The organism is Neobacillus drentensis, from assembly GCF_036965645.1.
Lineage (GTDB): Bacteria > Bacillota > Bacilli > Bacillales > Cytobacillaceae > Neobacillus > Neobacillus drentensis_D.
Genome location: NZ_JBALPZ010000062.1, coordinates 1 through 13,160, shown reverse-complemented (window position 1 = coordinate 13,160; position 13,160 = coordinate 1). Strand labels below are relative to the sequence as shown.

Annotated in this window: 9 protein-coding genes and 2 riboswitches; of the genes, 4 read left to right on the top strand and 5 right to left on the bottom strand. The window is 41.7% G+C overall.

Annotated features, from left to right (window positions below; translation table 11 throughout):
- Window positions 1–697 (top strand): aminotransferase class IV (locus V7266_RS13290; protein WP_335468370.1); only part of this gene is annotated, 697 nt, incomplete at its 5' end.
- A 43-nt stretch (window positions 698–740) separates the two neighbouring features.
- On the opposite strand, the gene atzF is transcribed toward V7266_RS13290, so the two are convergent.
- The 5 genes from atzF to V7266_RS13265 form a co-directional block, all read right to left on the bottom strand.
- Window positions 741–2,480 carry an allophanate hydrolase gene (gene atzF, locus V7266_RS13285; protein WP_335468369.1) on the bottom strand — a complete coding sequence of 580 codons (1,740 nt, stop codon included), beginning with the start codon at window positions 2,478–2,480 and terminating at the stop codon, window positions 741–743.
- Entirely contained in the window at window positions 2,440–6,099 is a 3,660-nt protein-coding gene (gene uca / locus V7266_RS13280; protein ID WP_335468368.1) for an urea carboxylase, read from the bottom strand. Before uca ends, atzF begins: the two co-directional genes overlap by 41 nt.
- 21 nt (window positions 6,100–6,120) lie before the next feature.
- Window positions 6,121–6,771 carry an urea amidolyase associated protein UAAP2 gene (locus V7266_RS13275; protein ID WP_335468367.1) on the bottom strand — a complete coding sequence of 217 codons (651 nt, stop codon included), beginning with the start codon at window positions 6,769–6,771 and terminating at the stop codon, window positions 6,121–6,123.
- Window positions 6,771–7,508 carry an urea amidolyase associated protein UAAP1 gene (locus V7266_RS13270; protein ID WP_335468366.1) on the bottom strand — a complete coding sequence of 246 codons (738 nt, stop codon included), beginning with the start codon at window positions 7,506–7,508 and terminating at the stop codon, window positions 6,771–6,773. The genes V7266_RS13275 and V7266_RS13270 overlap by 1 nt, the downstream gene beginning before the upstream one ends.
- A 55-nt stretch (window positions 7,509–7,563) precedes the next feature.
- Window positions 7,564–7,670: riboswitch (guanidine-I (ykkC/yxkD leader) on the bottom strand.
- Between the two features lie 101 nt (window positions 7,671–7,771).
- Window positions 7,772–9,124 carry an APC family permease gene (locus tag V7266_RS13265; RefSeq protein ID WP_335468365.1) on the bottom strand — a complete coding sequence of 451 codons (1,353 nt, stop codon included), beginning with the start codon at window positions 9,122–9,124 and terminating at the stop codon, window positions 7,772–7,774.
- Between the two features lie 66 nt (window positions 9,125–9,190).
- Window positions 9,191–9,293, bottom strand: a riboswitch (guanidine-I (ykkC/yxkD leader).
- A gap of 635 nt (window positions 9,294–9,928) precedes the next feature.
- Here V7266_RS13265 and V7266_RS13260 point away from each other — a divergent pair.
- Genes V7266_RS13260 through V7266_RS13250 form a run of 3 tightly spaced genes read left to right on the top strand, consistent with a single transcriptional unit; the run spans window position 9,929 to window position 13,035 of the window.
- Window positions 9,929–10,966 (top strand): Bug family tripartite tricarboxylate transporter substrate binding protein, encoded by a 1,038-nt coding sequence (locus V7266_RS13260; protein WP_335468364.1) that lies wholly within the window; start codon window positions 9,929–9,931, stop codon window positions 10,964–10,966.
- A gap of 54 nt (window positions 10,967–11,020) precedes the next feature.
- The gene (locus tag V7266_RS13255) at window positions 11,021–11,473 is read left to right on the top strand and encodes a tripartite tricarboxylate transporter TctB family protein (RefSeq protein WP_335468363.1); all 453 of its coding nucleotides are present in this window, start codon (window positions 11,021–11,023) and stop codon (window positions 11,471–11,473) included.
- Window positions 11,474–11,508: 35 nt separating this feature from the next.
- A complete protein-coding gene (locus V7266_RS13250) occupies window positions 11,509–13,035 on the top strand; it encodes a tripartite tricarboxylate transporter permease (protein WP_335468362.1) in 1,527 nt (508 codons plus the stop codon).
- The last annotated feature ends 125 nt before the right edge of the window (window positions 13,036–13,160 follow it).

The following is a 13,160-nucleotide window of genomic DNA, read 5'->3' as shown; positions in this document are numbered from 1 at the left end:
GGGGGGAATCACCTGGGATTCTACCTCTGAGGGGGAATATGACGAGGTTCTTGCAAAAGCAAGTTTACTTGAGGAAGATAGACCGGAGTTCGAGCTTCTCGAAAGTCTCCTATTGGAGTATGGAAAGTATTTCTTGTTAAAAGAACACCTGGACCGATTAAAAAAATCAGCGCAATACTTTGGATTTTTAGTTGATATTGAGTGTTTACAAACGAAATTGGACCAATTTGCCAGCCAAAACAGTGGGAAGCTAAAAGTAAGGCTCACAGTAAATAAGAAAGGCGAAGTAACAATAGATGCGCAGCCTGTATTAGCGCATCCTACTCCAATAAAGGTTATTCTTGCCGGTAAACCGGTTGATAAAGATAATACGTTTCTTTATCACAAAACAACCAATCGGTCGATCTATACTGATTTTCAATTAACCAAACCTTCGGATGTTTTTGATACCTTACTTTGGAATAATGGCGAAGAATTAACAGAATTTACGAATGGTAATCTTGTCTTAGAATTAGACGGAGAATTATGGACTCCACCTGTCTATAGCGGTCTGCTTGCCGGTACCTTCCGGGAGATGTTAATAAAGGAAGGGATGATTCGTGAGAAAGTTTTAACGATTGCGGATTTAAAGCAAAGCTCAAAGGTATGGTTTATTAATAGTGTGCGTAAATGGTTAGAAGTGGAAGTAGTAGAATGACTAAAAGTAAGTCCATGTAGAAACTCCACATGGACTACTTTTTTTATAAATAGCGCCAGCCGCCAGTATACGAAATATCTTCGGCATCTTCCACAGCGATTGCCTCACATACAAATCCCAATACTTCAGTCCCATCTTCGAGTTCAACCTTCCCTAGCCCTAGTGGGGAAGGGATTAGTGTTGCAAAAGAACCAAGCTCTGATAATGGCATTTCCCATAACTCCAGTTCAATTGAAACTCCCGAACCATTTGTTCGGATTAAACCAGGTTTTGGAGGAAGAGAGGGTAACTTAACCATTTTGTATTTACCAGCTGTTTTAGCCTCTCGAACAAATACAGCGCCATGGTCCTTCATTTGTTTTTCGAGCGCATAGCCTCTCATGTGAAGACCACAAACGGCAACTAGCGTAGTAGCTTTATTAACAGATGAGCGAACACCATTAAAAAATAAATCTGATAGACCAGAAATCAAGTGTTCATTCACATTACTTGTGAACATCGTAATTCCAAACGGGAGATTTTCCGCTGCATCATCACATGGTACAGCAATCGCAGACAGGTCTAAAAGATTACAATGATTGGTGTAAAGTCCCATTTTGCTATTGGTCTCAATTGGATTTTCTCGTACTTGTTCTCTTGTCCATGTACCGCCGGATGTTGGCATAATTAATACGGCATTCTTAAGTTGTTGATGTGCTTTTTGTTTAAATGCTTGCAGTTTGTGAATCGCTTTAAAAACAGAAGCGGCATCGTAATCTGGATTCGCTCCATTGCGAAGCACGGTTTCTGTTACAGGAAAAACGGTCTTTACGTTTGAATTTATGAAGTCGCCTAAATCCGCCCAGCGCTCCGCCACCCATGGGCCATCATATAAAATAGAAGCTGCCTCAGATAAATAACTACCGTCGATGTATTCAATCGGAATGGAAAGGTGTTTTATTTGATCAACCGCTGACTCCCATGCTTGCCGATATTCCTCAGCAAAGGGTCCGAAAAATTCAGGTTCTTCTTTTAATAAAAGAATTTTTTCCGGAAGGGCTTTTGTACGACGATTTACCTGACGAGACCAAGGATCGTTTTCCTCAAACCCCCGGACAACTTCATCTACCATTAATGTATCCGAGAGGCTGTTTGCAAAGACTGTAATGCAATCAAGACTTGCGCAAGCAGGAACCAGACCCTTTATCGGCCAAGCCCCAAGACTTGGCTTTAAGCCTACAAGTCTATTTAATGCTGCTGGTATACGACCAGATCCTGCGGTATCTGTGCCCAGAGAAAACGCGGCGAGACCACGGGCAACGGAAACGGCAGAACCAGAACTTGAGCCGCCGCTGATTAGACCGGGGGAGAGGGCGTTATTCGTTTCTCCGTAAGGGCTGCGTGTACCAACGAGTCCTGTTGCAAATTGATCGAGGTTTGCTTTGCCAATTGGAATGGCTCCCGCTTCAATCAAACGCTTCACTACTGTCGCATGCTCAGTGGGCGTGTAGGAATAGTCAGGGCAGCCGGCAGTGGTAGGAACATCTGCCAAATCAATATTATCTTTTATGGCGAAAGGGATTCCCCAGAGCGGTGTTTGCTCTGGGTCCATCTGATCTAATCTCTCAAGATAAGGCCGGATGATCTCCATCGAAGGAGGGGTAATCCAAATATTAAACTCTTTATCTGCTTCCGCGCGCGTTACAATTTCTTTGCAAAGAGCTTCAGGCGTCAGTTTTTTAGATTGGTAGTTCTTCTTCAACTCATGAATGGACAGTGTTTGTGGCAGGTTGATCGTTTGCATGGGCTGCACCTCGCATTTCTTTTTTAATAGAGACAATTAACTGGCCTGCATGAACCTCATCGCCAGGTGAAACATGTATAGAATGAATATATCCGTCACATGGAGCCAGCTGTGGAAATTCCATTTTCATACTCTCTTCTATTATTAATGTGTCACCTTTTTTCACTTCATCACCTGGAGTGACAAGTACCTTCCATATGCTTCCCGGAAGGGCGGTGCGAACCCCTTCTGCCCCATCCGGCAAAACTTCCTCAACCGCTTCAGCAACTTCATGTTCAGAAACAAATTCAGCAAGTCCGTTTTTGCGCCAATTTTCACGCTCCTCACGGAATGCGGCTTGCTGGGTTTCTCGGAAGCTGTCCGTGCTATCTTTGATTGAGTCGAGGAAAGTTAAATAATCACCAAGCTTAAACGTTGTTTCGGTAATATCTACTTCAAAACGGCCTCGTAAAAAGTCCTCCCGCATTTCCAGCAGTTCTTCTGCACTGACCGGATAAAATTGAATTTGGTCAAAGAAGCGAAGCAGCCATGGTTTGTCTGCTTGGAAGCTTCTCGTTTCACGGAGGCGATTCCAAACTTGGACAGTCCGTCCGACAAATTGATAACCTCCAGGGCCTTCCATTCCATATACACACATATAGGCGCCGCCAATTCCAACTGCATTTTCCGGTGTCCATGTACGGGCAGGATTATATTTAGTCGTCACTAAACGGTGACGGGGATCAACTGGCGTAGCTACTGGAGCCCCAAGATAAACATCACCAAGACCGAGAACAATGTAATTCGCATCAAAAACGATTTTCTTTACATCATCGATATCATTAAGTCCATTTACCCGGCGGATAAATTCTAAATTGCTAGGGCACCAGGGTGCATCCGGACGTACATTTTGTTGGTAACGATCGATCGCAAGTCTTGTTGCCGGATCGTCCCATGAAAGCGGCAGACGAACAATACGTGATGGTACTTCCATTTCCTCTAATCGAGGCAGCTTACCATGGATCGATTCGATCATTTCACAAACGGATAAGATCGACATTTTGGTTGAATCAAAATGAACCTGAAGGGAACGAATTCCAGGTGTCAAATCTAAGACCGGAATTGCTCTTTCCGTTTCGATAGCTTCCATTAATGCATGAACCTGAAAACGAAGCAGAAGATCAAGCTCTAATTCACCATATTCGACTAGCACGTTCTCATCTCCGGCAGCACGAATGGTCATTGGGAAATTACCATCTGTATTTCTTTTAAGAATTGGGTAGTCTGTTGAAAACTGTTTAACCTCACCAGACAAGGAAGGAACTGCAGAATCTATTTGATCATTTGTGCCGACTGCTTCCAGGAATTGTTCCTGCTGCTTACGAAGTTTATCTGCTTCTTCAAGAGTAAGTAACTGGAACTTGATACGGTCGCCCGCATGAAGCTGGCCAATTTTCCAGAATTCAGCTGATGCGGTCGTGACAGGACATACAAAACCACCCAAACTAGGGCCATCAGGTCCAAGTAAAATCGGCATATCACCAGTTAAATCCAGTGTGCCAATCGCATAAGCATTATCGTGTATATTCGATGGATGGAGACCTGCTTCTCCGCCATCTTCTCGTGCCCAAAGCGGGGCAGGGCCAATTAAGCGGACACCGGTCCGTGAACTATTAAAATGAACTTCCCAGCTTGTATTTGTTAACTGATCTAGGTAGTCAGGCAGTAAGAATTCCTCGGTACAATGTGGACCAGGGATTACGCCAATGGTCCAGTTTCGTTCAATAGTAGGCTGTTTTACGGCAGGAAGCCCGCTTACTGCAAGAGTCGTACTTTTATTTACACGTAGTACATCTCCGGTGCGAAGTGCCCGGCCGCCATGACCGCCAAATCCACCGAGTGTGAATGTTGATGCACTGCCGAGATGAAGCGGCATATCCAATCCGCCTGCTACTAATAAATAGGTTCTCATGCCGGAAGCCGCTTCGCCAAAGGACAGCACTTGACCGCGTTTAACTGTAAGAACCTGATACATTGGAACATCACTCTCATCGAGCTTAGCACTCATATCAGCACCTGTTAGAGCAATCCTCATATCACTGCGGAAGCGATAGGAGCCGCCGCGAAGTGTTAATTCAAAGCCAGCTGCATGATCTTCATTCCCAAGTAATTTATTCCCTATTCTAAAAGAGAACGGGTCCATTGGTCCGCAAGGCGGAACGCCTACATCCCAATGCCCGATACGGCCAGGCCAATCCTGGACAGTTGTCTGAATGCCGCCATCAAGGACTTCTATCGCACATTCATCCGGGAAGAATTCCTTTAACATTTGCGTATGGATATTGCCTGATCGGCAATCCTCTTCTTCTAAAAGCGCCTGTATATATTGAAGGTTAGTAGTTACTCCATAAAGGCGAGTTTGTTCAAGGGCTAATCTTAATTGCTTAATCGCCTCTTCCCGGGATTCTGCGTGAACAATGATTTTCGCAAGCATTGGATCATAAAGGGGAGTGACAACCAGACCATCACGAACCCATGTTTCAATTCGGGCATTGTCTGAAAAATTTACATTGTCAAGCTGCCCGCCGCTTGGACGAAAATCATTTAAGCAGTCTTCAGCATAGATACGAGCTTGGATACTGTGGCCATTAGGTGCGGTATACAGTGAATCTAATGAGCGTAATTCACCAGCTGCTTCCCGAACCATCCATTCAACTAAATCAATATTCAACACTTCTTCTGTGACACCGTGTTCCACTTGAAGCCTTGTATTTACTTCGAGAAAGTAAAACCGCTTTTCATCTGGATCATATAAAAATTCGACCGTACCTGCACTGCGGTATCCTACTTCCATAGCTAACCGTTTCGCTGAAGCGAGCATTTCTTCTCTTACAGAAGAAGGGAAGCAGGGAGCCGGGCTTTCTTCAACAACTTTTTGATTGCGGCGTTGGATTGAGCAATCACGTTCACCGAGCGCTGCGACTTCACCAAACTCGTTTCCAAAAATCTGAACCTCTACATGACGAGCTTTTTGAATGTATTTTTCTAAAAAGACACCGCCGTTATTAAAATTTGCTTCGGCTAGTCTGCAGACAGAATCGAATGCTTCGCCGAGGGAGAGGGAATCCTGGCAAACTCGCATGCCAATCCCCCCGCCGCCGGCAGTACTTTTTAACATAACAGGGTAACCAATCCGTTCTGCCTCTGTTAAGGCAGTAGGTAAATCGGTGATAAGTGAAGTGCCTGGAAGGAGGGGGACACTCGCATTGACAGCAATTTCTCGTGCAGAGTGTTTTAATCCAAATAACTCCATTTGTTCAGGTGCTGGACCAATAAAGGTAATCCCTTTTTCACGGCATGCACGGGCGAAATCAGCATTTTCACTTAAAAATCCATAGCCGGGGTGAATGGCATCTACCTGATTGTCTATAGCGGCCTTCAAAATAAGGTCCGCATTTAAGTAGCTGTCTTTAGCGGCCCCTTCACCAATCAAAATAGCTTGGTCTGCAAGGTCCACATGCAGGCTGTCTTGGTCTGCTTTCGTATAAACTGCGACAGATTGAATACCCATCTTTCGCAATGTTCTTTCAATTCGTACGGCAATAGCACCGCGGTTGGCAATTAATATTCTTTTAAACATGATGTGCACTCCTTTTAGTTGTTATTTATCCCAAATCAATACTTGAATAGGGGTAGGGTTATAAGCATTACAAGGGTTGTTAAGCTGCGGGCAATTACTGATTAAGACGAGCGTTCTGCTGATTGCCTGCAGTTCAACATATTTTCCTGGTGCTGAGACACCATCTTCAAAAGTCAATCCTCCTTCTGGCGTAAGGGGGACGTTCATGAAAAAATTGACATTTGGAGCCAGATCCCGCTTAGTAAAGCGGCTGTCGTGTATAGCTAACTGGAGCATAAAAGTATCTCGGCAATTGTGCATTGGCAAAGTTTCGTGTGAATACCTCACCGTGTTGCTTTGTGCAGAACAAGCACCGCCTAGTGTATCGTGACGTCCGCATGTATCGGCAACAATCTTAACAAGCTCTTTTCCTGATTCGGATAATAGAACGGAACCTGTTGATAAATAAACATTTCCTTGACGCTGAATGGTGTTGATCGCACTGTAATGATCTGATGGCTGGTCAGCGTCGTAAAACAGGGTATCTGCCGCCTGATTTCCTTCTAAATCAACGATTCGAAGGGATTGGCCTGGTTCGAGTGTGTAAATCCAGCCTTCTCCAGCTGGAATGGTTTTGTTGTAAAAGCTATTTTCCATTTTCCTTTCACTGATTGCATGATTTAAAACAGCCATTAGCGGATTCCTCCTTTGGATAATAGAACGTATTCCCATGTATTTTCGAAAGCGCGTCGGTTTTCAGGTCGATGGTTGAAGCAAGTATCATTTTCTGGCATTGGTTCAGCTTCAGTTATCGTGAATTGAACTGGTACGGATGGGTATGAACGATTTGGGTCCAGTGGATTTGGGGTATTGGATAGTACCAAAATCACATCCATTTCTGTACGAAGCGTGATCGTGTCACCTTTTTTGCAGTTCTCTGATACATAATGTAGATCACCCTCATCATCGCAATAAACTTTAGAAAACAGATTAACGACAGGGGAGAGATCTCTAGAGGTCAAGCCATTTCGGAAAAGCTCAACCGCAAAGTTTTCTTCGCCGCTTCGGTAATAATCATTTCGTTCGTTTTGATAAGTAGTTATTCCATATTTTTGATTGGTCAATGATCGAGTCGTATAACCCGTAATGGTATCGTGCCAGCCAACCGAATCTTCAATGATGCTCGCTAGTACCCGGCCATTGTCACTCATAAGGACATTCCCTTTCGTGAGATGGGCAGTGTGCTGAGCTTTCAATGTATCCGGCATATTGTAACGTTCAGTAGGATCATTAGCGTTGTATAAAAGAAGGGAAACATTTGCATTGTCCTCAAGTGCAGTAAAAGTGATCTGCTTTCCCCAACTAATATGCCCTGACCATTTTCCACCTGCTGGGATGATTTTTGAAATAACGGGTGATAGGCTGTTCATGTCATTTTCCTCCTTTGAATAAATAAAAAAGGATAAAAACCATTGAGAGAGTAAAATCTCCCAGGCTTTTATCCTTCCGTGTATACAGTAGAAACTGTACGCTATCTCTCGGACCAGACTTTAAAGATATTTTCTTTAAACGGAACCCTAGACAGCTTTTTGTTTCCAACCTTTGTGGAAACCTTTATTTAAGATGGTTTTAGTATATCGTTTGTTTGTTAGATCCAACAACTCTTGTGTTAGATTTTCTAACATGGTTTTTACTAATCTACTATTTGATTAACCTTTGAAATTGGGTATTTTCTGGTTCTTGCTGCCTTCCATTTTGATTTAATAATTAAGTAAACAAATCCAATCGCTACCCAAATCAATCCGATCGTAAGAGTGGTTTTATCAAGTAAGGTTAGGAGCCAGCCGATAAAACTAGCACCAATAAGTGGGAAAACTAGATACATTAACGTTTCTTTTGGTGACCTTCTTTTTTGTTTAATGTAGTAATGGAAGATGACTGAAAGATTAACGAAGGTAAATGCAGTTAACGCACCAAAACTTACAAATAGAACTGCTGAATCTAGATTAATAAACACAGCGGAAAGCGATATTACCGAAACAAAGATGATGTTGGAAACAGGTGTTTTGTATTTTGGATGAATGGTCGTAAATAATCTTTTGGGCAAAATGGATTCACGTCCAAGAGCAAAAAGGAAGCGGCTGACACTTGTAACAGAGGAGACTCCCTGTGTAAAGGTAGCTACGATTAGTACCATAATAAAGATTGAGCTTAATAAGTTACCGCCAACTAGCTGAACTAGGCTATATGCCGCATTATCCGGATTTGTAAAAGTGAAATCTGGAAAGGCAATTTGCGATAAATAGGATATAGCAACATACATAACCACTGCAATGATGACGATGAGGTAAATGGCTTTAGGTATCGTTTTCTTAGCTTTGATGGTCTCTTCAGCCATGGTTGTAACAGCATCAAAACCAAGGAAACAGAAACAGATAAGTGCAGCGCCTGATAACACTCCGCTAACGGAGAGTTGGTCGTTAATAAAAGGTGTCAAAGAGAAAAAAGAGTTAGAGTCTGCCTGCCCGGTAATGATATCTTTTGCTACTAGAATACAAAAGAGAATAATGAAAGCTATTTGGAAAAGGACAGATAAACCGCTCACACGTGCGGCTGATTTTATGCCAACAATGTTGACGATGGCAAGGACAATATTCATCACGATAATCCAAACAAAAACAGGAATAGAAGGGAATTCGGTATTCATAAATATCCCAAAAGTGAGGATCGCAATGATTGGTGAGAATATATAATCTAATAGAAGGGCCCAGCCAACAAGATAGCCAGCAATCGGATGAACTGCCTTTTTCGTATAAATATAGGCTGATCCTGAGATTGGATAGGCCTTGACCATTTGACTATAGCTGTACGCCGTAAAGAAGATAGCAATAAAAGCCGTTACATAAGCAGCTGCTAGCATTCCCCCAGCGGCGCGGGAGGCAACCCCGTAAACAGTGAAATAGATCATTGGTGTCATCCAAGCAAGCCCCATAAAAACAACTTGGTGCAGTGTCAGTGATTTTACAAGTGTTGGGTTTTCATTCATTTTCATCCATCCCTTTCCATCCTTTTTCTGAAAAAGAAAAAGCCCGGGAGAATTTTATATTTAAAATTCTCCCGGGCTTTTATCCCTCCGTGTATACAGCCGAACTGTACGCTCTCTCTCGGACCAGGCTTTAAAAACATGTTTAAACGGAACCCTAGAAAGCAATTTTGTTCCCCAATTGAATAATGAAGAACCTTTATTAGGTTGATAGGTTGAGTATAAATTAGTAAAAGTAGGATTTCATTGTTTGTGTAAGGTTTCCTAACATTAAAAATTCATCAGGCTGTAAAGGGATTACTGAAGAAAATTGAAATGTAGGTTATAAATTATCCTTAAACAATTTTGATAGATAAAAAATATGTAGAAATTTAAAATAAAATGGTAATGAAAACTATGTTAGAGTATTTGGAAAGCCGGGAAAAACATAAGTATCGAGAACGTTATATTACCCATCCGGATTAATCTAAAGAAATTGAAAAATAATCTTAAGGGGGAGTATAAATTGAAAATTAATACACCTGAATGGCTTTCACTGAGTAAGGATATAAAAGTGAAGCTGATCCGTTTAGCAATCTTAGAAAATACATCCAAGTATCTCTTAAAACAGGGACAATAGGATATAGTTTGGAAAAGAGTACCACTAGAGAAAAAACTAGTGGTACTCTTTTTGAATTGTGAATTTATCATTCATGAACTTTATGAACAAAATGGTGATTAAGTTTTTAATGCGACTTAAATATATAATATTTAAAATAATCGAAAGTTTTATAAAATTAAGAAAACGTTTACAAGGGGGAATGTGAAATGTTTTCTTTTAAAAAAATCTCAGCAGTAATGTGTGCAGGTGCTTTGGCATTAAGTTTAGGCGCATGCAGCAGCAGTAAAGAAACAACAGGCTCGAATTCTGGTAAGAAAGAGGAGAATACCGGTTATCCTACAAAGGCAATCACTGTTGTGGCACCGTCTGGTGCAGGTGGCGGCTGGGATCTGACAGCCCGTTCCTTTACTAAAGTATTAAGTGAAACAAAACTCGTTAAACAGCCTATGACGGTTGAGAACAAACCGGGCGGGGGCGGAGCAGTCTTTATGGCCGAATATGCAACACAGCAGGCTGAAAATAATGATATGCTCTTTGTGAGTTCACCGCCAATTATTATCAACAATCTAAAAAAAGAAGGTAATAGTCCATACGGGTACAAAAATACGACACCTCTCGCCCAGCTGACAAAAGATTACGGAGCAATTGTGGTTAAAAAGGATTCTAAATTCAAGGATTTACAATCAGTGTTAGATGAAGTTAAGAAGAATCCTTCAAAATTAACATTTGCAGGTGGTTCCGCACCAGGTTCCATGGACCATTTAATTTCAATTCTTCCGGCATATAAATACGGTGTGGATCCTACAAAAATTAAATATGTTTCTTACGATGGCGGCGGCGAAGCAATTACGGCACTTCTTGGCGGTAATGCTGATGTCATTGGTACGGATGCATCAAGTGTGAAGGAATTCTTAAAAGCAGGAAAGGTACGAGTACTCGCGATAACAGCCTCTGAACGATTAGGCGGAGATTTTAAGGATGTTCCTACTGCGAAAGAACAAGGTGTTGATGCAGAGTTTACCATTTGGCGCGGTATTTTTGGCCCAGAAAAAATGTCCAAAGAAGCTAGCACTTATTGGGAAAAGACCATCGATAAATTAGTTCAATCTCCTGAATGGAAACAAGAAGTAGAAACACAAGGCTGGGAATTAGAATATAAAAACAGCTCTGACTTCAAAAAGTTCTTAGGAGAACAGGATAAACAGGTCCAACAATTATTAACTGCGTTAGGGATGCAGAAGTAAGTAGAAGGGGAGGAGTTAACTACCTCCTCCCTATTTTTATAGGAGGTATCTTAAGTGGATATAAAATTTGATCGCTTCGCATCTATTTTGTTTTTAACCGTAGGCGTCCTATTTATAATTGGCAGCAAGCATATTTCGAGTTCTTCTTATGGCAGTGTGGTTGGTCCTGATATTTTTCCATTTATTCTCGGTATTCTTCTTGTTTTACTTAGTATCCGATTATTTTATGAAACATTCATAAAACAGACCAGCGAAAACAAGAAAGAGGAGTTACAGTACAAGCCTTTCATCATTATATTTATTGCTACATTGGTTTATATTTTAACGCTGGAAACGGTCGGCTATGTGATTACAACCTTCCTCTTCCTAGTTGTTTGCTTTCAAACGATGGAGAAGAAAAAGCTGCTTTCTTCTATTATTATATCAGCTGCTTTTTCAGGAATTGTTTATTTCGTATTTGTAGATGTCTTAAAGGGAACACTCCCAGGCTGGCCGATTTGGTTTTAAATTATTTTTAGAAACTATTGAAAGGGGTCCAAACAATGAGTACACTCGATTATTTATTACAGGGATTTGGAACAGCACTGGTTTGGTATAATATCCTTTTTGCCTTTGTTGGCGTCTTAATTGGAACAGCTGTTGGTGTGCTGCCCGGAATTGGACCGATGAGCGGTGTGGCACTGCTGATTCCAGTTACAGCCTCAATTACAGGAGGGCTGCCGCCGGAACAGGCTGCCACTAGTGCTATTATTCTATTAGCTGGTGTTTACTACGGGGCTATGTATGGGGGTTCAACAACTTCCATACTTTTAAACACTCCCGGGGAATCTTCCTCTGTTGTCACTACGCTGGATGGGTATCAAATGGCCAAAAAAGGCAGAGCAGGAAGTGCCTTATCGATTGCAGCAATAGGTTCATTTGTGGCTGGTATCGTTACACTAATTGCTTTAATTGCGTTGGCGAAACCATTGTCAAACGTTGCACTTAAATTTGGTCCTGCAGAATATTTTTCATTAATGTTATTGGGACTCGGCGCGGTCAGCGGTCTGGCAGGTAAATCAGTTACCAAAGCTTTAATTATGACTGTATGCGGCTTATTAATAGGGACAATTGGGATCGACACTGTTTCCGGAATTGCACGTTTTACCTTTGATATACCATGGCTGTTTCAAGGTATTGAATTCTTAACGATTGCCGTTGGATTGTTTGCACTTGGCGAGGTATTCAAAACCATTTTGGAAAAGGATGAGGAAGATGGCGAGATGGCAAGAATTAATAATCTGCTTCCTTCCAAACAAGAATTTAAGGAATCAGCAGGTCCCATTGCCCGTGGTTCCATCTTAGGTTTTTTCGTCGGTATTTTACCAGGTGCCGGGGCAACGCTTGCTTCGTTCTTTTCCTACTTACTTGAGAAAAGAATATCTAAAAACCCTTCTAAATTTGGAACGGGAGCTATCGCAGGCGTAGCTGCACCGGAATCGGCTAATAATGCGGCCTCAGGCGGTGCGATGATTCCCCTGTTAACTTTAGGGATTCCTGGCTCTGGAACAACAGCCATATTAATGGGGGCACTGATGATGTATAACGTCCAGCCAGGCCCATTATTATTTGAAGATCATCCGCAGGTAGCTTGGGGATTGATTGCCAGCATGTTTATCGGTAACATCATGCTATTAATTCTCAACCTCCCGCTAGTAAAAGTGTTTGCGAAAATTATCCAAACTCCAAAGAAATATTTAATTCCGATGATTATTGCTGTCTCTATTTTTGGTGTTTATGCTGTTCAGGTTTCAACGAATGATTTGTTACTTCTATTGGGATGTGGAGTTTTTGGATATTTCTTTAGTAAAAATGATTACCCGATTGCTCCGCTGGTACTTGGGCTTGTCTTAGGTCCAATGGTTGAGAATAATTTACGAAGGGCCTTAACGATATCAAATGGTGATTATGGAGTCTTCTTTACACGTCCAATCTCACTCGTCTTTTTGCTCATAACCGCTCTTTGGCTTGTCATTCCGTTTATGATGAAAAAAAGAGGGAAGGAAGTTGTTATCAATGTCGAAGGATGAATCTTTCAAATAGTTCAAAAACTCCTTTTAATAAGGAGTTTTTTTATTATAATAGAAATAGAGGTGTCTGCATGCGCTTACATACAAAACTAATGCTTGGAATATCTATTTTAATTATTATAATG